The sequence below is a fragment of the Paenibacillus sp. UMB7766-LJ446 genome, from assembly GCF_030226665.1.
GTDB lineage: Bacteria > Bacillota > Bacilli > Paenibacillales > Paenibacillaceae > Paenibacillus > Paenibacillus vandeheii.
In genome coordinates, this window is the sequence record NZ_JASOYM010000001.1 from 507,332 (window position 1) to 533,602 (window position 26,271).

The window sequence follows — 26,271 nt, forward strand, 5'->3', positions numbered from 1 at the left end:
AGATTGCATTTATTCTGTCAGCGCCTTCAGCACTTTCTTGGATTCTTCGACATTGGACGCTGACACCGGAATGGTAGCAAACAGATTTTGCGCAGCATAATCTACATCTTTGAACATTTGCATGTCTTCCAGCGGAATGCCATAGAGATGTGATTCTGTCTTGATATCTGAACCATCGTCCCCTTCGCCCTTCTCCACCAGGACCCCGCCTTCAAATACACCACGTTCATACTTCTCTAGATTAAATGTATCATCAAGCGGAATATTGGAGCCATTACTTCCGTACTGCTTCATATCAGCCTCAGGCAAAATGAAAATATCATGTCCACCTGCCGCATACTCTACCATAATTTTCTGAACATCATACATCGCACTGGTGATTACCTCTACCTTGGGCTCTTCGCCCAACTTCTGCTGCAAATTAGCTTGTAACTGCTCCGAGATCACGGATGGATTTCCTTGGTTGTCAATGATAAAAATTGTAAAACCGTCCTTACCGCCACAGCCAGCAAGTAGAAAAATCATAGAAATGATTGCGGCAAGCCCCCAAAATCTCTTCATTCCAGTTCCCCCTTTAGTCTCCTATGTACAATATATCACAATTGTTCCACGCAAAAAAATAACCCTTCCTATCCAAAGCAATCTGTTGATAGATCAAAAAAAAAGACCCCTTCCGGGTCTTCTTCAAATCGAGTATACGTAACGTTTCGATACTATGAAAAATTATTTTCCTTTAATCGGATTAGCCTTCATGTATTCATTAATCTTCAAATCTAGCAAACTGCTAATTTCAATTACAATATCGGATGTGAATGATTTCTCTTCCAGAAATATCTGTTCCATCTTGAGGCGAAGCATATGGATCTCATCTTCCAAGGAAACGTTATGCAAAGATGCGTGATCCGGTTTCACCGACCATCGGTCGCCATGATCGCCTTCTGCCAAATAATGCCCACGATTAGTCGGTAAATCATATTCAACACAAAACAAAGCCAACCCCTCCTTGGAAAAATTAGTTTCCAAATACAAGAAAAACTTATTTCAAATTGAAATTATATCACAATATTTTGTAAAAGAAAGTTATTTTTTTCTAGTTTAAAGAACGTTCACATTTGTCCTAAGCTTCTAATTCCTATTAACCCTCTTTTTGCAGTTTGTAAACAAAGTTTCCGATTCGTTCCAATGCTTCATTCAATTGGGTCACGGATGTGGCATAGGAACAACGAAGAAACCCTTCACCTTGTGGACCAAATACATTACCTGGAACAGCCGCCACCTTATTTTCCGTAAGCAGACGCTCGGCAAACAGATCTGAACTCAGCCCTGTCTTCTGAATACTCGGAAATGCATAAAATGCTCCCTGGGGTTCATGGCAGTCCAGTCCAATCTCGCGAAACCCCTGTACGATAAGACGTCTGCGCTGATTATAGGATTCGACCATTCTATCCTTCTCACCCAAACCGTTCATCAATGCCTCAAGCGCAGCTACCTGACCCATGGCAGGTGCACACATCACCGTATATTGATGAATTTTGAGCATGGCTGCAATCAGTTCAGGATGTCCACACATATACCCGATTCGCCAGCCGGTCATTGCAAAAGCCTTGGAAAATCCACTAACCAAAATGGTACGTTCTTTCATCTCCGGAATTGAAGCGAAACTAACATGTTTTTGCGTATATGTCAGTTCGGCATAAATCTCATCCGCGATGACGATCAGGTCATGCTTTTTGATCACTTCAGCAATAGGCAGCCATTCTTCATAAGTCATAATCGCACCTGTTGGATTACTCGGATAACATAGGATAACCACTTTGGACTTCGGTGTAATACCTGCTTCCAGCGCCTCGGCAGTCAGTTTAAACTGATCCTTCGCATACGTCTCTACCCCAACCGGTATACCTCCACCAATTGAAGCGATTGGAGAATATGCCACATACGAAGGTTCGGGAATCAGAATTTCGTCTCCAGGTACGATTAATGCACGCAAGGCAAGATCAATGGCCTCACTGCCACCAACGGTAACGATAATCTCATCCTTAGGATCATACTTGGTATCAAACTGAGTGTCCAGATACTCGCTAATGGCTTCTCTCAGTTTCGGCATACCTGCATTGGAAGTATAACTGGTCATGCCTCTTTCGAGTGAATACACACAAGCTTCACGCATATGCCATGGTGTTACAAAGTCCGGTTCACCTACACCCAGTGTGATGATATCCTTGTTATCACCAACCAGATCAAAAAATTTACGTATGCCGGATGGCGGTATCTGTTGAACCAAAGGTGCCAGATACGAAGTCATTTTCTTGTTGTTTCCTGTTGTCTGTTCATTCACTATCATGACGCATCTTCCTTTACGGCGAGATCATGAGACGGTTGTCTTCCTGATGGTCTTCAAAAATAATCCCGTCCTGCTTATATTTTTTAAGAATAAAATTCGTTTTCGTTGAAAGTACAGAGTCAATCGGAGACAATTTCTCCGAAACAAAATTAGCGACTTCACGCAGGTTGCCACCTTCTACTTCTACGAGCAGATCGTATGCACCTGACATGAGATATACCGATTTCACTTGCGGATACAGATAAATGCGTTCCGCGATTCCTTCGAAGCCACGACCACGCTCAGGCGTAATCTGCACTTCGATCAAGGCTGTTACTTTCTCATCATCGATCTTGCTCCAATTCACAACGGTTGCGTATTTCACAATAACGTGGTCCTGTTCAAGCTGTGCCACGGCGTTCTTGATCTTATCTTCCGACTCCCCCAACAGCGTCGACAACAGTGCGGGAGTCCTTCTCGCGTCTTCCTTCAACAAATCCAGAACTTTTAATTGCAGATCGTTCAGATCCTTCATGTCTTTCCCTCCAGCGTCATCCAGGTTCCTGAAAATGAATTAATACTTATATTACATGAATTCAACGATCATGCAAAGACAAAAACCGCCCGCCCTGAATTCGGGCAAGCGGTGGTATGGTCTGTGACAGTCCCTGCTTCAAACCATAATTACAAAGGTTACATGTAATAAGGGTTACCGTAATTCGGTTGATGCTGAGGTACATTGGGTGCCTGGCTGTAAGCACTGTTCTGGGTGTTCTTTTCCTGAATGAACTGCTGACATTTCTGTTGGGTCTGTTGAGCAGACTGAATCTGCTTATCCACATCCTGGCGAAGTGCTTTGGAAGAGACAGAATACATGTTGTTTTGCTGCATTAGATTAAACAGATCACCTTGCAGCCTTAGGGTATCGTTGGTCAGGTCTGTAAACATTCTGCGAGTCATCGGGCATGAAGATTCTGTTGTTGCTGTCGTATATTCGCGCGAAGTTCGTCTTAAATCTGCAAGAATCGACTTTAGCAAATCTTTCTCCTGCATAAAATTGCCATTGGAAGACATGGATTGTGAGTACACACGATTTCCTCCTAAACGTTAGATTCAATTGGATTTACTGAGCCTGTGTTGGGGCAATGGACTGATGCTGCTGAAGAGCATTAACAAGGATATTCAGATGCTGTTCATGGGAGCGAACATACTGGTTCAGTGCTTGTTGAATTTGCGGATTATGTGAGATGGAAGCTGTGGCTGCACACTGCTTGATCAGCAGTTCTTCATTGGATATCGAATCCGCGATATAACTCAACTCTTTCGGACTCAGCGCTTGCATGGATTGATTCTGCATGTTTCGTTGACCTCCTCGGCATAAAGTTTATGCGCAATTATTGTTAACCCGGTCGCCCAAAAGTATACAAACGTTAATTACAAAGGAGATGTTTCTCATGGATCTGGTCTATGGCACACCTTTCTGGCCTTCCACTTTTAATACAAATTCCACCTATCCCCCGCTCCAAACTGACATCTCCTGTGACTGCCTGATCATCGGCGGTGGCATGGGGGGCGCACTGACTTCCGAATTGCTCACGCAGCGTGGTGTTAACACAGTTGTCATTGATAAAAGGGAGATTGCCCATGGCAGCAGCTCTGCCAATACAGGTCTTTTACAATACACGAACGACAAATCATTAACCTCATGCATTCATACCTTTGGCGAAAAAACAGGCGTGCGATTCTATGAACTATGTCGTGAAGCCATGCAGAAGCTCACACAAATTGCGGAAAGGCTAGATACGGATCCCTGGTTTATTCCGCGGACCAGTCTCTGTTTTGCCAGCAGCAATGATGATGTAGCCATGTTGGAGAAAGAATATCAAACGCTGAAGCGCTATGGCTTTGAAGCTGAACTGTGGAATTCCGACAAAATTAGCGACCATTTTCCCTTCAGCAAACCTGCCGCACTTTATACGTTGGGGGATGCCGAAGTGAACCCGTATCGCTTTGTTCATGCCCTGTTTGAATCAGCGAGCAAACGTGGAGCAAGAATCTACGGACAGACAGAGATGATTCATTGTGAATTCGATGATGATGGTGTGCTTTGTTATACTTCAAGTGGGAGAATCCGGGCCAGTAAGGTTATTTTTGCTGCCGGTTATGAGACGCAGGCCATCAAAAGGGATCAAGGAGCCTACCTGCAAACCACCTACGCTATTGCAACGAAGCCGTTGCCAGACCTGAAAGAATGGCATGAGCACAGTCTGATCTGGGAGACAGCACGCCCTTATCTGTATATGAGAACAACACCAGACGGACGGATTATTGCTGGCGGACTGGATGAAGAGACACCGAGGGAAGATCAGCGCGAGATTCGGGCAAAACACCGGGGAGATACACTCCTGGAAGAAGTTCGCTCTTATTTCCCGTTGGATGGTCTTGAAGTTGATTATGCCTGGGGTGCCGTGTTCGGAAATACCAATGACGGCCTACCGTTTATAGGCCCACATCCCGATTACCCGCATTCTTATTTTCTCGAGGGTTATGGCGGGAACGGAACAGTGTACAGCATGTTCGCTGCTTCTATTCTGGCCGACGCTGTTACAGGAGTCCGGAATGACGACATGGAGCTTTTCTCATTAACGAGAACGAGTAAGCCTACTCCTGTGTAAGCAAATCTTAATAAATGAGGGTACAGCTCAGGATCAAATCCCTGGACTGTACCCTTTTCCTATGCAGAAGATTTTTGCTGATCCGGTTGTACTAACATTTTACGCATGAATATCCAGCCAATAAGCGGGAAAGCCCCAAGCGCCACAATAAGCCAGGTTAGCGTTTGTAATGAAGGGCCATTCATGACCGTCAGAATAAATACAGCAAGGCCGAATAAACGGCCGACCATCAAACACAGCTCCCTTAATACGACAAGTTCAACCCTTTTCTCTACATTTTCGCCGCTCGTTCCCATCAGGTCGAATCCTGCCGCAATCATCGGCAAAATATACAGCGGCATCGACAAGGCTGACCCGATTCCCATAATTAAAAGCGTACCATAGCTAACCTTCCATAACAGGGGAAGCAATACGATGAACAACAATATCGCTCCGGCCAACATTCCCCTAGACCTGTACTGCGGCTTAAACCATTTTCCTGCGGCCCAATAACTCACCAGAGCTACGGCAGAGGTAATTAGTGAGAACTGCCCAAGCTTATATTCCTGCTTCGTAGCTATATAGACGAGCAATGCAATCAGAAAGGCAAATACACCTTCTCGTGCGCCTTGCGCAAATAATCCCATGCCAAGCGGTCTCCATGGACTATCTTTGGCAGATAACTGTCGCCATGGTTCAGACCAGCGGTATGTACCGCTGACCTCCCTTTTTTTCAGAAAAAAACTGAATACAACGGCAATTACATAAATCACCAACGACACTGTAAAAATAAGGCGATAGCCCGTATTGTCAGCCATTCGTGAAATAATAAGACCTGAGAACCAAGGACCGATGATGCCTGTCATGGAACCCAGTAAACCCACCCAACCGTTGAACAGGTCTCTATTTTCCCGATCAGTCACCTCAAAATAAACAACGTTAAACGCAATCCAGAACAATCCCAGTGCACATCCGAGCAGGATCCCCAAAGGCCAAATCCAGTCAACTGCTTTGGGTCCCGCCCATAATACAAGCATGTAAAATACACCCGACAAAGCGGTGCCTAATCGCAAAGCATACATTTTATTATGCTCCTTGACCCACTTCCCCGCGAGCCAGAACGTAAGTCCCAGTGCAATTTGCTGGCTTATGGTGAACCACCCGAGCATAGCGTAATCCGGACGACTTTTCCACAGATACACATTCAGAAACGTCCCCGACAAAGCTCCGGCTAACACAAACAATCCATTCACGCCTAGTAGCAGAATGGATTGTCGTCCCAGAGAAATCTTCATCTGCTCCCTCCTTATTCCACCTGAAGTCAGCACTTCACAGGCAGGTCTCAGGGTTAACGTGCCCCAAGCAGAAGGAAAACATGATGAATTTCCCGGAATATTATATTTTCGGAACGTTATACTCCCTTATTTCCGCGCACTCAAATTCTGGATCAGACGCAGACGGTCATCTTCGGCCAAATTATATTGCACCTGGAAGCAACCTGAGCATACATACATTTGTACTTCGAACGGCGCATCCAGCAACGAGTCCGTACCTGAAACGGCATTGGCAACAGGATTAAACGTATCTTTGGTGGCCTTCTGTGTACCTGTGAGGATCATGAATTCACGACAGTGCGGGCATTCTGGTACCTCTTCTTGCAAATCAAGTTGTTTCTCCACGCCTTCTTCGTATTGAATCAAATCATTTCCCTCATCCGCATACTTCGTTAATGTACGAAGCTCCGGCAATTTCAGCTCTACTTCATCTCCCCACAGGCTGGCAAGATCCGTAGTTTGTTCATCGTCCACGACATCATCCATATCATAAATGTCTTCTTCTGCCTCATCGTTCTCTTCATCACCGATGTTGATGTTTAGAGTACGATATCCCTTTAATTCATTGTGACAGTAGGGGCATTCTTCTTCAGGACCTAGCTCCTCATCCCATACAATCTCGGTGTGACACCATGGACATACTGTTGGTTCCATATTGAATCAACCTTTCTCTTTCAAATAATCATGTGTTCAACACATAAATGATGCCTATGGCAAAGAATACAATTGACGCAGCAAACAGAATCCGTATCAATATTTTCATGAACGGTCCCCCTACATGATGCTCGCGCCAATAACAAATGACAACGAGACGGAAATAATCATGGAAATCAATCCAACGGCCCGGTTATCCGCTTCAATCTCCTTGTCAATAGAGAACACCGGTGTCAGAAACTCGAATAGAAAATAAGCAATGAGCAGAAGAACAAATCCTACAATGGACCACGTCATAGCTTCATACACCGACGATTTGGCCTGAATGCAGAAATGAAGTACATTACAGATCCCAAAGATCTTGCCTCCTGTAGCCATTGCAACCGCCACATTCCCCTTCTTGATTTCATTCCAGCATTTGTACTTGGTCACCAGTTCAAAGCAGGCAAGAAATACAAGCAGCTCCATAATCGCTACGGAGAAAAATCCGAGCACCATCCCCAAGGGATGAGACAGCAATTGGTCTATCGTCCCTTTCACTCATCGTTTCCCCTTCCCCATTCTGCTGCCTGAAGACACTCAGGCGGCAGAATATCTTTGATTCTTGGTCGGGCTATTCCAATTCTGCGACGGTCACACCGTTTCCGCCTTCTCCGTAATTGCCCAGCCGGTAACTTTTTATATGTCTATGCTTACGCAGGTAATCTTGAATACCGGAACGCAAAATTCCTGTTCCCTTACCATGAATGATATAAACCTGACCCAGATTAGCAAGGAACGCTTCATCGATAAAGCGGTCTGTCTCCATCAAGGCCTCTTCCAGATTCGTACCCCGCAAATCCAGTTCACTTTTCACATTGTCATCGCGAGTTCGTTTCACACCCGTTACCGGTTTCTGTTTCGGCTTGGAATCCGCTGGTGCAGACTGCTGTAATTCAAGATCATTCAAGGATACTTTCATTTTCATGATCCCCAATTGAACCATGGCATCCTTGCTGCCGGACATCTCCACCACATGACCTTTTTGATTCAAACTGTAGACAAGAACTTCATCGCCTGGGCCGATGGCCCGGGACTTCGTTGCCGTTGCAGTACGCTTAATGGTCTTCTTGCGTTTCTCCGGTTCTGCTTCATCCAGTTGTTTGCGAGCAGCAATCAGCTTGTGCTCCTTCACGGATGCGCCTTCTTCCATAGCGAGCTGACGGAGATCGGCTATAATCTTCTCTGCTTCCGCTCTGGCTTTGTCCACAATGTTGCGGGCATCTTCTTCCGCTTTTTCAATACGGCGGTCACGCTGCTGTTCCAGCTTCTCCAATTCGGCTTGGTGGCGGCTGCGCAATTTCTCCATATCCTGACGCAGACGCTCCGCACTTTCACGTTCTTGTTCAGCAGTAAGCCGATTCTCTTCCAGGGAAGCGATCATATGCTCGACGCGTTGGTCTTCCTCTTTCACTTCGCCACGGGCGTAATCCAGAATGTATCCTGGCAGACCCAGTCGCTCCGCAATTGCGAACGCGTTACTCCGCCCCGGAACACCTACGAGTAGTCGATAGGTTGGACTCAGTGTATTGACATCAAATTCCATGCTGGCATTAATAACACCTTTACGCTCATAAGCATAAGCTTTCAGCTCACTGTAATGCGTTGTTGCTACCATGCGGCATCCGGTCTGATGCATATGCTCTAGAATGGAGATTGCCAGCGCAGACCCTTCTGCCGGGTCAGTACCTGCCCCAAGTTCGTCAAGCAGCACCAGGCTTTTGGTCGTCATGTTTTTCAAGATCCGAATGATGTTCGTCATATGGCTGGAGAACGTACTCAGATTCTGTTCAATGCTTTGTTCGTCACCAATGTCCGCGTAAATTGCATCAAATACGCACAGTTGACTGCCGTCTTCGGCCGGAACGAATAAACCAGACATCGCCATGAGACTCAGTAATCCAATGGTCTTGAGCGTTACCGTCTTACCACCCGTGTTAGGACCCGTTACAATAATGGACGTATAATCGTTGCCAAGTTCAATATCGGTGGGCACCACATTTTCAATCGAAATCAGCGGATGACGCCCCTTCTTGAGCTTGATGAATCCGCGATCATTCATGCGTGGCAACGTGGCTTTTAATTCACGGGCAAGACGGGCTTTGGCAAAAATAAAATCCAAAGATCCCAGCAGATCAACATCATATAATAACCACTCTGCCTGTTCACTGACAAGTGCCGTCAATTTCTGCAAAATCACTTCAATTTCGCGCTCTTCCCGAATTCGGGTTTCACGCAATTTGTTATTCATCGCAACAATGGATTCAGGTTCAATAAACAGCGTTGCTCCCGAACCGGATTGATCATGTACAATCCCGCCAAAGTACGAGCGATACTCCGATTTCACGGGAATCACGAAACGGTCTCCCCGAATGGTAATCAGCTGGTCCTGCAGCATTTTGGATACCGTCGAAGAACGAATCATGGAATCCAGCTTCTCGCGAATTCGGGATTCACCTCCGCGCAATTCACGCCGAATCTGCGCTAATGTAACACTTGCGCTATCTGAGACTTCGGCATTGTCGTCAATACAGATACGAATCGCATCTTCGAGCGCTTTTTGCTCAGATAACTGATCACTGATATAGAAAATCGATTCCACCTTTTCATCATCGTGGAGCGCAGCGATTTGGCGTTTCAATCGACGTGCTGCCAAGGTGGTGTTGGAAATTCCCAGCAGCTCATGCGGGTTCAACGTGCCTCCGATTTCGGCACGTTTGATGGATGCGGTAATATCCACAATTCCCCCAAAAGATGGAGAGCCTTTCAGACGGTCAAACGTAAAAGCTTCATCCGTTTGCTGGAGCAGTCTCTTGACTTCTTCCAGTTCACTGATCGGTTCCAATTGGTCCGCTTTCTTTTTTCCCATCGTAGTCTGGGCAAAGCTTTGCAATGTATTTAAAATTTTGCGATATTCCAATGTGTGTAAAATTTTCGTGTCCAAGTGTACAACTCCTTCCAAACTATAACTGTATTATAACGAAAGAAACTTTCTTTCGCTATTTAACGAATCCTTCCACACATAACTTGGGACAAAGCGCCACAAACTACAGGTGTCAGGATTGTGCAACCTCGCATTGAACTGGATGTACAATTCTCAATATGATCTGAATAAAGGAGGTATAACACCATGAATTTTCTGGGACATGTCGTGCGATTTATCATCGCCGCAATTGTATTGATGGTCGTCAGCTGGATCGTACCCGGGTTCTCCGTCGGTGGCTTCTGGAGCGCCCTGATGCTAGCTCTGGTTATCGCTCTGCTTGGCTGGGTTGTTGAAGGCATCTTCGGTAAAAGGGTCAATCCCTTTGGCCGCGGTATTGTCGGCTTCATCGTCAGCGCACTGGTGATCTGGATTGGTCAATATATCGTAGATCATGTGCATGTCAGCCTGCTTGGTGCTGTTCTGGCTGCATTGGTCATCGGGATTATTGATTTGTTCATCCCGGTTTCCACCCCTTTTGATGCTGGAAGAAGATCCAGAGATCACGCATAGGCTCAACCTATCTACTCTCCATAGGCTTCCCCTAAACCTCTGATGGCTTAAACGCCTGACGAGGTTTATTTTTTTGGGGTTAAATGCATACTGATGTTCAAAAAAACGACATAGGCAGCATGTACAGGCATCGTCAATTTGCGGTATGATGACTGAAGAAATCATTCAAATTTTATCCATATCACGCTTTTTAAGGAGGCACATCATGAAAAAAGGCATGGCATGGCTTGCAGCCTGTATGCTGATCCTGGTTCTTGCTGCATGTGGTGGAACTGGACAATCCGCAGGATCAAACAGCGAGTCCGAATCGGGTGTAACTGCAAGCGAAGAACTGGTAATCAAAGCAAGCAACTATGAATTTGACCAACCTGAATACCATTTGAAAAAAGGTGTCCCGGTTAAGATTGTTTATGAAAATACAAATGGTAACCATGGCGTTCTCGTGCCCGAGCTGAACCTTCAGCTGGACACCAAGAACAGTTCCAAAGTGATTACTCCTGACAAAGCAGGGGAATTTGAAATGTCCTGTTCTGTCTATTGCGGGAGTGGTCACAGCAGTATGATCTCCAAAATTATTGTTGAAGAATAGTGTTCAAGACAAGGAGCCCCCGTAGCGACGGGAGCTCTTTCTTCATTATAACAAATTGTACAAGAGTGCGCTGTCCAGGATTCCAGTTATGACGTAATCATCAGCTAGGTCTGATCCTGCTCAATCAATTCAATCCATTCGTTATATTCCGTCTGCAATTTCGTATATTCATCCCGCAATTGGCGGTAATCCGTATTCAGTTGCTCCGCCTTCTCCTGCTCCATCTCACGTTCAACTTGCAGCAAACGCAGCTGGTTAGCCGCAACTTCATACCGCTCACCGATCTCCAGCAGTTCATTCTCCATCGTCTGCTTTTCTTCGATCGCTTCTGCACGCTGCTTGTCAAGCTGCTGCCGCTCATGTTCCAGCTCTTCTACCTTCTCCACACTGGCAGCACTTTCTTTCTGCCAAAGATTCACTTCATTCTCCAGTGCAGCCCATCGTTCCTGCCAGGATTGCTCCTGAGCCGCCCATTCATCCGCACGCCGTTGCCAAACCTGCTCTTGTTGTTCCGCATGTTGTTCTGCTTGTTCTACCCTGGAGCTCAGCTCAACTTCCCGAGCAGTGAGCTCTTGCAGGCGTGAGGAAAGCTCTGCCTGTTTGGCAGACAATTCTTCATGCTTAATCTGCCACTCAAGTGCTTCTTCTTCTGTCTGAGTCAGCAAGCTGCCTTGTTTATCGATCCTCGCAGATAGCTGATTGGCATTCTGCCTGGATTCTTCAAGCGCACGCACAATTTCTTTCTTTTCTTCGCTCATTTCATTCAGTTTGCGAGTATAGTCCTCTTCACGCTGCAGTGCATCACCATAATCCTTCCGGATTTGTTTATAACTTTCCTGCAGCTTGTTCAGTTCTTCACGTGCTTCATTCAATTCACCATCAAGCTCTTTATGCTGCTGCTCCAGACGACCTGCTTGTGCAATATAATGTTCAGCTTCTTCGCTGGCGTGACGAGCTTCTTCTTTAACGACGGATAATTCATCATGAAGGGACTGTACGCCAGACTCCAGCGTTTCATTCTGTTCCGCAGCTTCGAGTACCTGCGTCTCCAGTTCACCGATTTCGATCAGGCGTTGTTCAGCCTGCTCTTTCCAGGACTGCTCGCTCTGCGTCAGTGTGCCGAGTTCATGTTGCAATGTCCGTACTGCCGCATGAGCCTGCTCAAGCACTTTTTGCAGCCTGCGCTGCTCATCCTCGGACTTCACTTCGGCTTCACGGAGTTTCTTGATCTCCTGCTCAAGCTGGCCGTGCTGTTCCTGTACTTTACGCAGCTGTGCTGTCAGAGAAGATTCACGTTCAACGGTCTCATTATACTGCTGTTTCCACTGCTGCTCCGCTTCCCGGGACTGCTCTACCTCAGCTTCTGTGTTGCGAAGCTGTTCAGTCAGCTGAGCACTATCTGCTTTTAATTGTTCCAGCTGCTGCTCCAATTCCGTAATTCGACGAAGCTGAACATCCTGCTCCTGTTTGTATACGGCTTGTTCACTGCGCAACGTTTCCGTTTGATTACGCTCGTGTTGGAGCTGTTGTTCCTGATCCACAACAACCTCTTGAGCATTCTTGAGCTGCTTACGCACCTCGGCTAATTGGCCTTCAACATCGGTTAAGCGCAATTTGGCCTGTTTACGTTCTGCTTCCAACTGCTGCTTCAGCTTGCCTCGTTCTTCTTGCAGCAAAGCCTCAGCAGTTACCAAAGCTTCATTCGCTTGAGTCTGGGCTGCCTCATGGATTTGCTGAAGCTGCTCCTCATAAGCCGCTTCTTTTTCCATCCACTCCAGTTCCGCCTGTTCGGATGACTCCTTGAACGTTGATTTCAGCTGCTCTATCTCAGCCAGTCGCTTCTGCTCTGCTTGCTGCTGCAGTGCGGCTTGTTCTTCTTTTGCCTTTTCAGTCAGCTGTTGAGCCTGATTCACGGCAGCTTGCTCAGCCTGCTGTATACGCTGTTCCATCTCGGATTGAAGTTCACGGTATTGAAGCTGGGCTTCTTCCTGAACTTGCTGCAATTGGGCCTCGGCTTGTTCCAATTCAGACAAGATTGCAGCTTCTGCTTGTTCCTTCGCCGTTTGTACTTGCTGTGCGGCCTGAACCTCAATTTTTTGACGTTCTGCCACAGCCCGTGCTTCTGCCTCTTTCAGTTGAGCTGCCGTCTTGTCCTGCAGCTCCTTATATTGTGCAGCCGCTTTGGCTTGGGCCTGCTGCAACTCATTTGCTGCACGTGTCTGTGCTTCCTTCAGCTGGGCTGCCGCCTGCGTCTGTGCATTCTTGATTTGATTCGCTGCTTTTTCTTCTGCTTCTTTCAGACGCGCCTGCGTCTTCTCTTCCGCCGCTTTCAGCTGCGCAGCAGTTTGGGCCTGAAGCTTTTGCTCACGACCTGCTGCCTGAGTGCGTTCCTGCTCCAGCAATGTATTCAGCTTGGCTATTTCTGCCTGCTGATCCTTCTGAAGCTTCGCGATGGTCTGTTCCGCCTCAGTCTTAAGCTTCGTTGCTTCAGCGATTGCTTGGTCACGACGTTCCAATTCCTGTTGATGTTCATTTTGTATGGCGTTCAACCGGTTCAATTCGTTTCTCAGTTCTGTACGTTCTCCAGTAAGCATCTTCAGTTCATTCCGAATTTCATGAGTCTGAAGAGACTGTTCAGCCATATGTACAGCCGCCAGCACCGCAATACGCGGAGTATCCAGACGGGAATTTTGCTTGGAGATCGCGCTCATACGCTCATCTACCAGGTTAGCTACTTGTTTCATATAGTCGGCACTGCTGCCAACCAGTTTATAGGAAGTCCCGTAGATCTCTACGGTGACGCGTGTACGATCAGGTGTAGTCACAGTTGTGCCCTCCTTCAAGTCTGTATGTTGATTCTAAGCTGTAATCACAAAAAAGTCACATCGATCCTCTAATGCTAAGGATTCGATGTGACTTCAAGCAATTCCTGCTAAACTTTGTTCAAAAAATTGACTTATGTTCTATTTACGCAATTCGGCTCCAAATTGCTCCTCCAGACGAGCAACAACACGAGCATGAACCTCGGTAATTTCCTCATCTGTCAATGTACGTTCACGATTGCGATAAACGAGAGCCATCGCTACACTCTTCTTGTCTTCACCCAATTTGCTGCCTGTGAATACGTCGAATACCTGTACGGTTTGCAGCAGCTCACCGGCAGATTCACGAATCGCACGGAGCATATCCCCAGCTTCGATATCTTTACTCACAACAACCGCGATATCCCGCTCAACTGCAGGGAAACGTGGAAGCTCACGATAACGGATATCCGTATCAGCGTCACCATAGATGGCTTCAAGCCCGATCTCAGCAAGGTATACATCGTTCAGATCATATTGCTGCTGCAGTTCAGGATGCAATTGCCCCATCGTACCAATCAGTTTGCCTTCTCCACCATCTTTTGCTTCCAAATATACCGATGCGGAGCGCCCAGGATGGAAACCTTCTGGACTGTTTGCCACCAGGCGAATACGCTGCTCCAGACCTACATAGGCGAACAGGTTCTCAAGTGCACCTTTCAGATCGAAGAAGTCCACTTTCTCTGCTCCCACATTCCACTGCTGGGATGCACGGTTTCCTGTGAGCAACAAGCTCAGGACCGGAATTTCATGCGGCTGCTTCGTCAGCTTCTCTTCTTCAGTGAAGAAGACACTGCCTACTTCGAATACAGCCAGTGAATCATGCTTGCGGTTCATGTTATACACCGCTGCATCCAGCATTTGCGGCAAAATGCTCTTGCGAAGCACACTGCGATCCTCACTCATTGGCATAGCCAGCTTCACAGCTTTACTGCCTTCTGTCAGAGCAGGGAACAAGGAAACTTTATCCGGGTGTACGAACGAATAGCTGATCATTTCCTGCCAGCCACTACCTGCAAACAGGCCACGAATGGTACGGCGCATCGCTTGCGAACGCGTATAAGCCCCCGGTGTCGTTGGTCCTTCAATCAATGTGGTTGGAATATTGTCGTATCCGTACAGACGGGCAACCTCTTCAAACAGATCCACATCAAGTGTAATATCCCCTCTGCGGCTTGGCACTTCAACATCCAGCAGGCCCTGCTGCGCATCACCACAAGCAAAGTGCAAACGAGCGAAAATGGTTTTCACTTCAAGCAGGGACAACTCGGTTCCCAGATAGCGATTCAGTTTCTCCAGCGACAGCTGTACAATGCGTTTATCCGCAGCAGCTGTTCCTGCTTCCACAATTCCCTGATGAACTTCGCCTTCTGCATAACGCTGGATCAACTCAGCCGCACGGTTCAATGCCGTAATGACAGCAGCCGGGTCGACTTCCTTCTCAAAACGCATGCTTGCTTCGGAACGCAGCCCCAGTTGGCGCGACGTTTTCCGAACAGTTCCGCCATCAAACTTGGCGGATTCCAACAACAGATTCACAGTGGTTTCCGTTACCTCGGAATTCTCGCCACCCATTACACCCGCGATGGCTACCGGTTTCACGCCATCGGTAATGAGCAGCATATGCGGCTCCAGCTTGCGCTCCTGGCTATCCAGCGTCACGATCGTTTCGCCTTCTTTGGCCATTCGCACTTCAATATGGCCCTTCTCCAACTTATCTGCATCAAAAGCATGCAGCGGCTGTCCGTATTCCAGCATGACATAGTTCGTGATGTCGACGATATTATTGATCGGACGGATGCCAGCAGCCATCAAACGGTTTTGCATCCACTGTGGGGAAGCTCCCAGCTTGATCCCTGTTACATAACGGGCTGCATAATGACTGCATTGTTCGCCAGCCGTAATCTCAACCGAAATATGGTTCGCAGCCGCATCACCGATTTCTACCAACTTTTGAGTCGGATCAGGCAGTTTCACTTCACGACCGAGAATGGCACCCACTTCATAAGCTGCACCAAGCATGCTCAGACAGTCGGAGCGGTTCGGTGTCAGATCCAGTTCAAGCACATGATCATCTAGACCAAGCACCTGGCTGATTGGTGTGCCAATTTCCGTTTGTGCAGGTAGAACAAGAATGCCTTCCTGTTGGTCCTTCGGCAGCAATTTGTCGTTCATGCCTAATTCTTTCGCAGAGCAGATCATGCCAAGGGATACAACACCGCGCAGCTTGGCTTTTTTGATATCAAGTCCACCAGGGAGCTTCGCTCCAACCAGGGCAACAACTACTTTTTGACCCGCATCCACATTTTTCGCACCACATACGATCTGCAGATCTTCTTCCTGTCCGGCATCAATCACACATACATTCAGCTTGTCCGCGTCAGGATGCTTCTCCTTGCTCTTCACGTAACCGACAACCACTTTATTCACGCCCTGGTTCCGGTTCTCCACTACATCAATCTCTATCCCCGCACGGGTGATTTTCTCTGCCAACTCCTGCGGTTCAACGCCTTCCAGCGCGATATAATCAGACAGCCAATCTGTCGATACTCTCATGGACGTTCACTTCCTAATCTATGAATTGGTGTTGCAAATGAAGGGCGTTCGCCCTGTATGCTACTTCGGTAATTACAAGCGTCCAAATTGTTTCAGGAACGCCATATCACTGTTGTAGAAATGACGAATATCATCAATGCCATATTTCAGCATGGCGATACGCTCTACGCCCATTCCGAATGCAAACCCACTGTATTTCTCCGGATCGTAACCGCCCATCTCAAGTACTTTCGGATGAACCATACCGCCGCCCAAAATCTCAAGCCAGCCCGTCTGTTTACATACCCGGCAGCCACTGCCACCACATTGCACGCAAGTGACATCCACTTCAGCACTCGGCTCGGTGAACGGGAAGAAGCTTGGACGGAGACGAATTTCAGTGTGTGAACCGAACATTTCGCGTACGAATTGCAGCAAGGTGCCTTTCAGGTCACTCATGCGAATATTCTCACTAATGACCAAACCCTCAACCTGATTGAACTGGAACGAATGCGTCGCATCGTCATCATCACGACGGTATACTTTACCCGGACAGATGACTTTAACTGGCACTTCACCTTTCATGCTTTGCATGGTACGAACTTGAACCGGTGACGTATGCGTACGCATCAACAGGTCTTCTGTTACATAGAAGGAATCCTGCATATCACGTGCCGGGTGATTCTTCGGCAGATTCAATGCTTCGAAGTTGTAATAATCCATCTCAACCTCAGGACCTTCTGCTACACGATATCCCATACCGATGAAAATATCTTCGATTTCCTGTACCACTTTGGTCAGTGGATGCAATCCGCCTTGACGTCCGCGACGTCCCGGCAGGGTCACATCAATTTTCTCGGATTGCAGACGTTTCGCTGTCTCTTCCTTCTGGAACTGCTCCTGCTTGCTGTCGATGACTTCTTCAATTGCGCCGCGAACATCATTGGCGACCTGACCAATCACCGGACGTTCCTCTGCACTAAGCGCACCCATACCGCGCAAAATCTCAGTCAGTGCACCCTTTTTCCCCAAATACTTTACACGCAGATCACTCAGCGTCTGTGGATCGTTCACGCCGGACAGTTGTTCCAGCGCTTCGATCTTTAATGCCTCCAAACGTTCTTTCATGTGTAAATGCCCCCTTTATGTGGTGTTAATGCAACAAAAAAAGGCCTTCTCTCCCCTGAAGGGACGAAAAGACCGTGGTACCACCCTTGTTAGACATTCAGTGCTGCCCGGCCCTTCCGGCCTGCAACATGTTTGCCTCACTCTATACGGAATAACGACCGTTAACCGTTACCCCCTACTAACTCCTGCGATGGATCGCAAGATATGGTTCAGGGAACCGCTCCGGAGTGAATTTCAGCAGCCTTGTTCTACAGAAACGCTCTCAATCTACGGCGCTTCCTCCCTGTCCAGAGGCACTGCTTACTTGTCTCCATCATCACGTTTTCATGTCAGAAAAAAACTTCAAATTTACTGATGATCGTCCATTATTATATGCAAAATCGCTCGAAATAGCAAGCCGTAAAGCCGCTTGATCCATCGTTAAGCCCAAAAGCAAAACGACAAAAGCTTAATCAATGGATTACTTGTGTTTTCTCAGCTCACGCAGCTGTTTCAAACGACGTTGAATTTCGCGAACCTCGGCAACTTCAGCCGCCCGCTCAATCACATCATCAGGATTAGTCAACACCTCATTGCTCGCACTCCTCATAGGAGATAACAACTCAGACAAACGCATTTCAAGCCGTAACCGTTCATCATCTGACTCCCGAATCTCAAGGGCGGATTCTCGCAGTTTGATGGATTGCTCCCAGTCCTCCACACCACCGTCAAACAGTGTAGCCTTTCCACCCGGCTCCAGATCAAGCAAGCGGTTGGCGAGTACTTTGGTCAGCATACGATCATGGGATACGAGTACCAGTGCTCCGGACGCCTGCTTCAATATATTCTCCATCACTTCCTGTGTGTCAATATCCAGATAATTGGTCGGTTCATCCAGCACCAGCAAGTTGGCTCCACCGAAGTACAAACGCAGGAACGCAACTCTGCACTTCTCCCCCATACTCAAATCCCCAATACGTTTGAACACATCATCTCTCGAAAATAAAAAGCATCCCAGAATGGTGCGTGCAGCACTTTGTGTCATGGATGGAAGACTGAGCAAACTGTCCAGAAGCGTCTGACTTTCCGGTAATCCCTCAAGCTCTTGCGAAAAATAACCAACCTTTAGCTGCGGATGACGTGTCACCTTGCCCTGCGAAGGCTCCAACTCCCCAATCATCAGCTTGAGCAGTGTTGTCTTACCTGTACCATTGGGACCGCGTACAGCAAGACGATCTCCGCGTTCGACCGCAATCCGGAGATTGTGAAGCAATGTCGGGCTTCCCGGATAACCAAAAGTGGCATCTTCCAGTGCAAGGAGCTGGCGGGCAGCCAGCGTGTTCACTTGCAGCTCCATGTTCAATTTCGCAGCTTCGCGAGGTTTATCCACCCGCTCTTTCTCCAGACGCTCCAGTTGCTTTTGCTTGGCATGGTAGCGGGAAATGTTCTTGTTGGCTTTGGCTTTGTAAAAGCTCTGGGTGATTTTGACCTCCACATCGGACGCTGAATTATGAGCCTGATGAAACCACTGCTGATAATTGCGGATCGTCTCTTCTAGCGCTTTCCGTTCCAGTTCCTGCTTGCGATAGGTTGCTTCCTGCTCACGCAATTCACGTTCCTTATGGCCTTTGTAATTCGTGTAACCCCCCTTATATTTGGTCAGGGCACCCGGGCTAAACTCAATCACACCCGTTGCCACCTGATCTATAAAGGTCCGGTCATGAGAGACAAACAATAATGTTCCTGCATAGGTGGACAGCCATTCTTCAAGCCAGCGCATACTCTCTTCATCCAGATGATTCGTCGGTTCATCCAAAATCAGAAATTTCGGTTTACTGACCAGTAATCCCGCGAGACGAGCCTTCGTTTTTTGACCACCACTCAAGGAATGATATGGCCTGCTCCAATGGTCCGACGATAACCCGAGACGTGTCAGTACCTTCTCTACCTCAGTCTCCCACATATACCCGTTCAGTTGCTCATATTGTTCCATCGCTATTGTATAAGCTTCAAGCAGCCGCTGCTCATCTGCCGCTCCACTCTTGCCCATACGCTGTTCCAATTCTTCCAGTTCACACTTCACCTCGTAGATCCGTCCACTTTCCTGACGGACGGCATCAAGCACATTCGTCTCCGGCTTGATCAAGGAGCGCTGACGCATGAATCCCCACTCCTGTTGCGGAACGTGGCGTTCGATTCGTCCACCGCCATCTTCTTCTCCAAGAATAATGCGTAACAAGGTGGTCTTGCCACACCCGTTGCGACCCAGAATGGCGAGCCGCTCGCCTTCATTTATTTCCAGATTCAATCCTGCGAATAATTCATTCCCGTTCCACTCTTTCGATACTTCATGTAGGCGTACCATTGTCATCATGAGGCCTCATCCTTCCTGCAATTCAAAATAAAAAAAACCGCTGGCATCAGCCGGCGGTCTGGCAATTCAGGATTGGATAAAGCGTCAAAAAACAAGCATAAGATACCCATGGCATGAACAAATAACCCTAAAAGGGTACACACAAGCCAGAACAGCCTGCCTGTTTCCATACCTGATCCCATAGCTGAATTTGGACACACGAATCCCCTCATTGCTCAGCCGCTTTGGCTGACTGCGTCAATACACTCTCTGCAGTTACTGGGGTTGAATTCATGTGTTTTACTTCATGGGACGTATGGTTACCTCTCATTCATGTGTAGTATCGATATCTCCGTTATTGTACCAGATGATGGGGAAAAAGCAAAGGTCTTGAATTTGGAGTCAGTGATACTCTCCCTCCCATTGCGACTAGGAAAACACTAACCTCGAAAAAAAAGAAAAAACCCTTGTTTCCACAAGGGTTTCAGGTGTTGCATTAGTTAAGCGGGTGATGGGAATCGAACCCACGCTATTAGCTTGGAAGGCTGATTCTGTTCACATTCCGCGATAGTCTTACACAATCAAAAGATTGCTAGATTGGCATTTTCAAAAATAAGGGGTAGTCATGAGCAGTGTGTACAATCACTGAATACACAATTAACTGCCCCATGAATGCCCCTTATTATATAGAAGGAATAATTTTAGTTGGATGATGGTAAGCAATCGATAACAGAACATTAGTTCTTGTTTCGATTTAAAATAATTTGTATGATAAGAACATCTAAATACACAGGGAAGGACATTCACCATGAACCTATATAAGTTTGAGATTACGGTAAACGGATTCTTGCTCCGTACCCATTTCAGTTCGAGCGAGGCAAGTGGACTAGCTTGGTGTAAAAGATATGCTTCGAAGTTTCAAAAAGAGGTTGCTAACCTGGAGATCAAAGTGGCCATACACAAAAGAGAGAAGCAGAAGAACAACTGGGAGTATCACGGAAAGCCCTACATATATGATCGGACGATGAAGAAGCCGCCACGTAAGCCTAAAGAGAAAAACCCACCGGAATGAGCTGGTGGGTTCAAATATTCATTCATATGGTCTATACTTCTCACGCAACTGTTCCGCCTCTCGCTTACGGTCCTCAACATCCGATTTGAGAAAGAGACGAACTGACCCGGACTCTTTTATAGGAAGCAGTTTCTTACGTTTCACCAATGAAGAAAGGTTCTGCTTTGATCCACCAAGCAGCTCCACCGCTTCGCTTGCTGTTAGTACGTTCTCTTGTATAATGCGGATCAGATCGTCCCGTTCCATCAAATCACCTCGTAATCAATATTACCATTGTAGCGACACTTAGACCCAGCGAAAGCAAACTGATGATCAAAGTCACTTTAGTTATTTTTGACATACTCATGATTATACATGCTCCCTTCTTGTCATGCTATACTAAGGGAAGAGAAGGATTAAGGAACTCACACGGTCGGCCTTTGGGATTAACCGACCGTGCTACCCTCAAGTCCCGCCTAACGGCGAAGGACTATGATGAGGTTGACTACTGCGGTAAGCAAGCTGACAATGGCCGTGAGAAGCGTAACCAGCTTGTCCACCGGGAGTTCCTTTTTCTTTCTCCTTTTTTTCTTCATCCTTGTTCTCACCTCCCATAAATAATATACCATATCTGTTTACTTTAGTCAATAGGTTATTGATTCATTGTCTTTGTCTTTATGAACGCAAAAAAGGCCCCGCCAGATTAACTGGTAGGGCCTTTGATATTTCCAAGCGATTGGGATTATTCCTGAGTTGCTTCGATTTGTTTCAAGCGTTTGTCCAGGTCGGTGACATTTACATTTGTAGTTGCAAGCAAGGCAAGGAAATTTTTCCTTAACCGATTAATGACTACCGCCGTTTCTTCCCTCGTGATCTGGGCCCCTGGACGTGTCCCGTCAAAATACCCATTGGCGGTTACCTCTGTCCATGCTGTCTCTGCCCACTTGCTGGGCACGTTGATATCACGTCCTGTCACTGGTTGTGTCACTGGATTGTCCTCCTTCACGGGTTCATTCTTCTCGGAATACTTGGCCCTCAACTCGGCAACTGTGCCGTCAAACTCATTCAGATCCACGGCACCACCGATACCGTCAACCTTCCGGTTCCCTCGTGGCAGATAGGCCCCTGCTGATCCGTCTGAATATTGCCAAAAATCCCACCGTGTCCAACCGGAAGCATCGGCAGGCGTTTGTGTGCTGTATCTCGCAATCCAGAGCGGATATGAGGACAAGCCTGTAAAGTTGCCAATGAACGCGGGGTATGTATACACCAGCGGTTTAACTCCGGTCAGCTTGTGGATCTCCTCCAGGAACGTCTTCGCAACGGCCGTAATCGTCGCTTTGCTATGGCCGTTTTTGTTTGATTCATAGTCCATGACGGGCGGCAAGTCAAATGTGCTTATCCCGCCAGCATCCTGGATAGCATTATAGAAGTTGGCTGCCTCAGCTTTTGCAGCAACCACACTGCCAGCAGAGTCATCCACGTAATGGTATGCACCGATCAGCAAGCCAGCCGCCTTGGCATCTTTGACAAATTGCAGAAACTTGGATGACCGGAATGTCTTGCCCTGAGTCGCTTTGATAAATACGAACGAAATCCCGTCCGCTGCCACTTTTTTAAAGTCTATAATTCCGTTGTGATGGGATACGTCAATCCCCTGAGCATTACCTGTTTTACGCGCTTGCATCTGCATCAGCTCCCTTTTTTGTCTGCTTAACCAACTGATTACCATAAACCGCCACAGCGCCCACTAGAACGCCCTGTACCACGCTCTCCACGCTCAGGCCAAGCATCAGGATAGAAAATACAATAGCTACACCGGAAACGATATAAATGATGGTCCAATCCTGTACCTTGGGCGTTTTCTTGAGAACGTACCCGATCACCCAGCAGGCTGCCAATACGATCAGCAGCCTGCCATCAATCAACCCTTGAATAATGTCCCATTCCACACTACATTCCCCCTAACTTGATTCCGGCCCAAACAGCCGCAATGAGAAGCCCCGTTATGCCTGTTAATGCTGCACCGTACACCGTACGTTTCAACCAAATTTGATCCGCGTCATGCTTATCTAATCGTGACAACGCATCCGCTGCATTTCGTTTGGCGTCATGAGCAACGTCAGCGACCTTCTTCAGCTCCGCTTCGACCTCAACAATACGAATGGCCATTTGCTGTGCCGTCTGCAATGCTTCTTTGGAAATTTCTCTGACCTCTGCCAAACCTGGAGCCAAAGCCGCCAGAGGTTTCAACGCTTCCTCGATCCGTGCCAGTTGAACCTTCAAATCCACAATCGTATTTACATCCTGCACCTGCATGTCCTGTACACCTCCTGGTATGGCTTCCATACGCCAATCCCCCGTCTCTATCTGAATATATTGAAAAGCCCTCTGACCACTCCAGAGGGCATAAAAATAGCGCTCCTAATTGGAACGCCCGTTACACGATATTACCGTTTTGGTCCATATCTCCTTCAGCCAGTGCAGCAGCTACTTTATCCCGGCTGCCTGCTGGTACTTGCTCCAGCTTAATCAAGCCTTTATGAATCATCATCACGTATACAACTAACATAGTCTCACCTCCCCTCATGAGTGCTACGGCCCAGCGGATCAGCAGCCTTGCAAGCTTAACTCTCATCAGGCAACACGTTCAGGAGCATCATGTGTAGTTCCATGAGTGCTAGTTGATTAGCGTTGCTTTCATCTGACAATCTTTGATTCTCTCGCTTTAAGGATTCAAATTCTTCCTGGGGTACGGTCACAAGAATGGTAGGTGACGGTGGGATTTCATCTGCAAAAACTAAAAAATTCCCATCAATTAAGTTTCGTTCTTCTAGCAAATGTCTGCCAACGTTCTCCGCTATGATCCGTTCACGCTCAGCCTGATCTTTATATTCATAGACATTATTCATCGTCAGTCCCTCCTACTCTTTAGCTATCGTAAACAAAGTAGATCCGTACGTAATCGTTTCAAGTGTGCCTGAACCTGCGCCACCTGTCCATAAATAAACCGATATGCGATCACCAGACGCAAATGTTATATCTTCGGTATACGTCGTAACTGAGGTGGAGTTGTTGCTTCTCAGTGTGCCAAACGCTACGCCGTTTTTGTATATCTGTGCTCTCCCGCCTCCGCTAGAGTCGGACCGTAATCCAAAAGATATTCGGATCGTCCCAGAAACGTTGAAGACAATACCTACAATCTCCAATGGGGTACTCTGTGAGACGGTAATATACGTAGTTCTCCGCCAGATTGGTCCTGCACCAGGAGATATTGACCCCGCGAAATTTCCCACGACACCGTATATGTTAACTCCGTTTTTAATATTGGAAGCAATCAAATCAGGATCTCCTAAAACTTCTCCGCCCAAAGTGTAGCCCTCTAAAATCGGTTGGTTGGTAGTACCCGGAGTAATGGTCCCGAGTGCACCACGATTGGGCATGGTTCCAACTTGATCCCCGTTATCATTTCCGAACGTCTCTCCTGCTAAAACTTGAGCGGGTTGAGCTGTACCGCTACTCGACCCGCTATCTGCCAAAAAATCCGTTCCTACCTTACGAAACGTATAAGGCCGTCCGGCAACCAGTTTACCAGCAGCATACGCTACACCTTTTTGGTCCTTTAGCGCAACCGCACCAAGACCGTTAACGTTGAGGGTAGGATTTGCTCCGTTTGCAACGTGCGGCACAATCGTAATTCCAAATCCATCAGGTAGAGATGCAGGCGCCGGATCAAGCGCAGCTGTGTACGCTGTTGCCGTGCCAGTAGTAGCCGCATATCCGGGCTGCCGGATATAATCCTGCACGATTGCGCTATAGTCATCTGTATTGAGGATGCGCTTGAGAATCGGCGTAAAGGATGCGCCTGCTGTTGTAGCGATTGTACCCATGTCAAACATCCAAGCGCCTTGTAAACCCGCTCCAAGCCGGAATACGATTCCCCGTGCACCCATGTTGGCGTGAGTGTTACGGTAACGATATACAACACCAGCGGCATCCAGATAACAGTTATGTCCATACAACACATATCCTCCGCTACTTGCGCTGATATCTCCCCAGCTACTTATGCGTAGCGGTCCTGTCAAAGCACCGCCTGCACGGGGCAAACTCACATCTATTGCGGCCTGTTTAGCTGCATCTGCCTTTGCTTGCGCTCCAGTTTTACTCTCGCCATCTTCACGAACAAATTTGGCATCTGACCCACTCATGAGTCCACTGGCACCGCCTGTCACGGCATCAGGGATCACGTCAGACCCACCAGTAACGTGGGATGGTGCATGAGCACCAGGAGTGGCGGTTCCCGTAGCGGTGACCGTTACCTGTTTGTTAGACGGGTTCGTTGTAACTACAATCCCGGTACCACCCACAAAAGTAACAGTATCAGTCTTGCTGGAAGCTTCCACGTCATTCACCTTGGCAAATGCGTTTTGGTTAACCTCAGCGCCTGCCTGGATGTTTTGCAGCTTGTCATGCTCAGCCTGGGTCACATGCTTAACCGTATCGGCTGCGTGGCTGTCCAGATTGGTTTGTACGGCGTCTGTCTCTGCCTTCCGGGCAATGTCATCCGTTGCTGCTGGAGCGGCTACCTTGGCGCGGCCTGCCCCATCACGTTGTAAGAGCGTGTAAGGTGTTGCTAAGCCTGTACTGGTATCAAGTTTGAGCTTGTCAGCAGCACTCATGAATCCTGCTGCATTTCCCTTTGCCGTGGGATGCTCATCAGCTCCGCGTGCCTTATGAGCTGCTAGGTCAGCAGCCGCCGCCGCAATAGCTGCCTCCTTGGCTGCATCGGCTTTAGCCTGGGCATCTGCTGGAGTACCCTTGGTATCCATTTCAGCCTGCACACGGTCAAAACCGATGTTAATATTCTGGAAATCCTCACTTATCTTTTTGCTGCCCTCCAGATTCGCGAACCGGTTCGCCATTCGTAACAACTCCCTTCAATAAATTTTCAACGTCCTGGTGAATAGTCCGAAGGAATGCCACCTGTGATTCGAGGGTGGGCAGCGTCTCCAGCATGGCACGGATTACTAATGGGCTCTCGCGGAAAATATCACTTACATCCACGGATAATTCAAGAACCTTTTTAACTCTCACCAGTCACACCCCGATTCATATTCTTGAGGATTTCAAGCATGGTGCCCTTCATCTGATCATTGACCCGAATCGTCACTGTCTCGGCTTTAATCCGTTCATCATGGGCCTTTAACTCTTCGCGGATAATCTCACGTAATCGCTGTTCGTCCATGGTGTTCACTCCTTTTTAGGCAACAAAAAA

Annotated in this window: 27 protein-coding genes and 1 tRNA gene; 4 read left to right on the plus strand and 24 right to left on the minus strand. The window is 47.6% G+C overall.

The window, feature by feature from the left end:
* Window positions 1-9: 9 nt before the first annotated feature.
* The 6 genes from QP794_RS02400 to QP794_RS02425 form a co-directional block, all read right to left on the minus strand.
* The gene (locus tag QP794_RS02400; RefSeq protein ID WP_285074737.1) at window positions 10-561 is read right to left on the minus strand and encodes a type 2 periplasmic-binding domain-containing protein; all 552 of its coding nucleotides are present in this window, start codon (window positions 559-561) and stop codon (window positions 10-12) included.
* A gap of 162 nt (window positions 562-723) precedes the next feature.
* Complete coding sequence (locus QP794_RS02405) at window positions 724-945, minus strand: aspartyl-phosphate phosphatase Spo0E family protein (RefSeq protein ID WP_173405202.1); 222 nt, start codon at window positions 943-945, stop codon at window positions 724-726.
* A 190-nt stretch (window positions 946-1,135) separates the two neighbouring features.
* On the minus strand, window positions 1,136-2,344 hold the full coding sequence (locus tag QP794_RS02410; protein WP_285074738.1) for an aminotransferase class I/II-fold pyridoxal phosphate-dependent enzyme: 1,209 nt from the start codon (window positions 2,342-2,344) through the stop codon (window positions 1,136-1,138).
* A gap of 13 nt (window positions 2,345-2,357) precedes the next feature.
* Entirely contained in the window at window positions 2,358-2,858 is a 501-nt protein-coding gene (locus tag QP794_RS02415; RefSeq protein ID WP_024628343.1) for an Lrp/AsnC family transcriptional regulator, read from the minus strand.
* Window positions 2,859-3,016: 158 nt separating this feature from the next.
* The gene (locus QP794_RS02420; RefSeq protein ID WP_024628342.1) at window positions 3,017-3,412 is read right to left on the minus strand and encodes a spore coat protein; all 396 of its coding nucleotides are present in this window, start codon (window positions 3,410-3,412) and stop codon (window positions 3,017-3,019) included.
* A 34-nt stretch (window positions 3,413-3,446) separates the two neighbouring features.
* Window positions 3,447-3,680 (minus strand): hypothetical protein, encoded by a 234-nt coding sequence (locus QP794_RS02425; RefSeq protein ID WP_079346110.1) that lies wholly within the window; start codon window positions 3,678-3,680, stop codon window positions 3,447-3,449.
* A gap of 97 nt (window positions 3,681-3,777) precedes the next feature.
* Here QP794_RS02425 and QP794_RS02430 point away from each other — a divergent pair, with 97 nt between their 5' ends.
* Window positions 3,778-4,998, plus strand: a complete 1,221-nt coding sequence (locus tag QP794_RS02430) for an NAD(P)/FAD-dependent oxidoreductase (RefSeq protein ID WP_285074739.1) — start codon at window positions 3,778-3,780, stop codon at window positions 4,996-4,998.
* A gap of 59 nt (window positions 4,999-5,057) precedes the next feature.
* On the opposite strand, the gene QP794_RS02435 is transcribed toward QP794_RS02430, so the two are convergent.
* The 4 genes from QP794_RS02435 to QP794_RS02450 all read right to left on the minus strand — a co-directional run bounded on the left by QP794_RS02435 (window position 5,058) and on the right by QP794_RS02450 (window position 9,948).
* Entirely contained in the window at window positions 5,058-6,272 is a 1,215-nt protein-coding gene (locus tag QP794_RS02435; RefSeq protein WP_285074740.1) for an MFS transporter, read from the minus strand.
* A gap of 126 nt (window positions 6,273-6,398) precedes the next feature.
* On the minus strand, window positions 6,399-6,965 hold the full coding sequence (locus QP794_RS02440; protein ID WP_285074741.1) for a hypothetical protein: 567 nt from the start codon (window positions 6,963-6,965) through the stop codon (window positions 6,399-6,401).
* Between the two features lie 120 nt (window positions 6,966-7,085).
* Window positions 7,086-7,505 (minus strand): DUF350 domain-containing protein, encoded by a 420-nt coding sequence (locus QP794_RS02445; RefSeq protein WP_024628337.1) that lies wholly within the window; start codon window positions 7,503-7,505, stop codon window positions 7,086-7,088.
* Window positions 7,506-7,578: 73 nt separating this feature from the next.
* Window positions 7,579-9,948: an endonuclease MutS2 gene (locus QP794_RS02450; RefSeq protein ID WP_285074742.1), complete on the minus strand. Its 2,370-nt coding sequence runs from the start codon at window positions 9,946-9,948 to the stop codon at window positions 7,579-7,581.
* Between the two features lie 186 nt (window positions 9,949-10,134).
* On the opposite strand from QP794_RS02450, the gene QP794_RS02455 reads away from it, so the two are divergent.
* Both QP794_RS02455 and QP794_RS02460 read left to right on the plus strand, forming a co-directional pair.
* Entirely contained in the window at window positions 10,135-10,500 is a 366-nt protein-coding gene (locus QP794_RS02455) for a phage holin family protein (protein ID WP_285074743.1), read from the plus strand.
* A 205-nt stretch (window positions 10,501-10,705) separates the two neighbouring features.
* Window positions 10,706-11,089 carry a cupredoxin domain-containing protein gene (locus QP794_RS02460; protein WP_285074744.1) on the plus strand — a complete coding sequence of 128 codons (384 nt, stop codon included), beginning with the start codon at window positions 10,706-10,708 and terminating at the stop codon, window positions 11,087-11,089.
* A 104-nt stretch (window positions 11,090-11,193) separates the two neighbouring features.
* Here QP794_RS02460 and QP794_RS02465 read toward each other — a convergent pair whose 3' ends face one another.
* The 5 genes from QP794_RS02465 to QP794_RS02485 all read right to left on the minus strand — a co-directional run bounded on the left by QP794_RS02465 (window position 11,194) and on the right by QP794_RS02485 (window position 20,511).
* Window positions 11,194-13,914 carry a cell division protein ZapA gene (locus QP794_RS02465; protein ID WP_285074745.1) on the minus strand — a complete coding sequence of 907 codons (2,721 nt, stop codon included), beginning with the start codon at window positions 13,912-13,914 and terminating at the stop codon, window positions 11,194-11,196.
* 138 nt (window positions 13,915-14,052) lie between these two features.
* The gene (gene pheT, locus QP794_RS02470; RefSeq protein ID WP_285074746.1) at window positions 14,053-16,506 is read right to left on the minus strand and encodes a phenylalanine--tRNA ligase subunit beta; all 2,454 of its coding nucleotides are present in this window, start codon (window positions 16,504-16,506) and stop codon (window positions 14,053-14,055) included.
* Between the two features lie 72 nt (window positions 16,507-16,578).
* The gene (pheS, locus tag QP794_RS02475; protein WP_024628331.1) at window positions 16,579-17,613 is read right to left on the minus strand and encodes a phenylalanine--tRNA ligase subunit alpha; all 1,035 of its coding nucleotides are present in this window, start codon (window positions 17,611-17,613) and stop codon (window positions 16,579-16,581) included.
* A 460-nt stretch (window positions 17,614-18,073) separates the two neighbouring features.
* On the minus strand, window positions 18,074-19,966 hold the full coding sequence (gene abc-f, locus QP794_RS02480) for a ribosomal protection-like ABC-F family protein (protein WP_285074747.1): 1,893 nt from the start codon (window positions 19,964-19,966) through the stop codon (window positions 18,074-18,076).
* A 482-nt stretch (window positions 19,967-20,448) separates the two neighbouring features.
* Window positions 20,449-20,511 (minus strand) — tRNA-Ser (locus QP794_RS02485).
* Window positions 20,512-20,753: 242 nt separating this feature from the next.
* On the opposite strand from QP794_RS02485, the gene QP794_RS02490 reads away from it, so the two are divergent.
* Window positions 20,754-21,017 (plus strand): hypothetical protein, encoded by a 264-nt coding sequence (locus QP794_RS02490; RefSeq protein WP_285074748.1) that lies wholly within the window; start codon window positions 20,754-20,756, stop codon window positions 21,015-21,017.
* An 18-nt stretch (window positions 21,018-21,035) separates the two neighbouring features.
* On the opposite strand, the gene QP794_RS02495 is transcribed toward QP794_RS02490, so the two are convergent.
* The 9 genes from QP794_RS02495 to QP794_RS02535 form a co-directional block, all read right to left on the minus strand.
* Window positions 21,036-21,263 carry a helix-turn-helix domain-containing protein gene (locus QP794_RS02495; RefSeq protein WP_285074749.1) on the minus strand — a complete coding sequence of 76 codons (228 nt, stop codon included), beginning with the start codon at window positions 21,261-21,263 and terminating at the stop codon, window positions 21,036-21,038.
* 475 nt (window positions 21,264-21,738) lie between these two features.
* Window positions 21,739-22,683 (minus strand): glycoside hydrolase family 25 protein, encoded by a 945-nt coding sequence (locus QP794_RS02500; RefSeq protein ID WP_285074750.1) that lies wholly within the window; start codon window positions 22,681-22,683, stop codon window positions 21,739-21,741.
* Window positions 22,670-22,948 carry a phage holin family protein gene (locus QP794_RS02505; RefSeq protein WP_285074751.1) on the minus strand — a complete coding sequence of 93 codons (279 nt, stop codon included), beginning with the start codon at window positions 22,946-22,948 and terminating at the stop codon, window positions 22,670-22,672. The genes QP794_RS02500 and QP794_RS02505 overlap by 14 nt, the downstream gene beginning before the upstream one ends.
* A 1-nt stretch (window position 22,949) precedes the next feature.
* Window positions 22,950-23,345, minus strand: a complete 396-nt coding sequence (locus QP794_RS02510) for a hypothetical protein (RefSeq protein WP_285074752.1) — start codon at window positions 23,343-23,345, stop codon at window positions 22,950-22,952.
* 91 nt (window positions 23,346-23,436) lie between these two features.
* Window positions 23,437-23,568: a hypothetical protein gene (locus QP794_RS02515; protein WP_285074753.1), complete on the minus strand. Its 132-nt coding sequence runs from the start codon at window positions 23,566-23,568 to the stop codon at window positions 23,437-23,439.
* Between the two features lie 55 nt (window positions 23,569-23,623).
* Window positions 23,624-23,908 (minus strand): hypothetical protein, encoded by a 285-nt coding sequence (locus QP794_RS02520; RefSeq protein WP_285074754.1) that lies wholly within the window; start codon window positions 23,906-23,908, stop codon window positions 23,624-23,626.
* A 12-nt stretch (window positions 23,909-23,920) separates the two neighbouring features.
* Window positions 23,921-25,918 carry a hypothetical protein gene (locus tag QP794_RS02525; protein ID WP_285074755.1) on the minus strand — a complete coding sequence of 666 codons (1,998 nt, stop codon included), beginning with the start codon at window positions 25,916-25,918 and terminating at the stop codon, window positions 23,921-23,923.
* Complete coding sequence (locus tag QP794_RS02530; protein ID WP_285074756.1) at window positions 25,872-26,090, minus strand: hypothetical protein; 219 nt, start codon at window positions 26,088-26,090, stop codon at window positions 25,872-25,874. The genes QP794_RS02525 and QP794_RS02530 overlap by 47 nt, the downstream gene beginning before the upstream one ends.
* Window positions 26,080-26,241, minus strand: coding sequence for a hypothetical protein (locus tag QP794_RS02535; protein ID WP_285074757.1), 162 nt, complete (start codon window positions 26,239-26,241; stop codon window positions 26,080-26,082). The genes QP794_RS02530 and QP794_RS02535 overlap by 11 nt, the downstream gene beginning before the upstream one ends.
* Window positions 26,242-26,271: the final 30 nt, after the last annotated feature.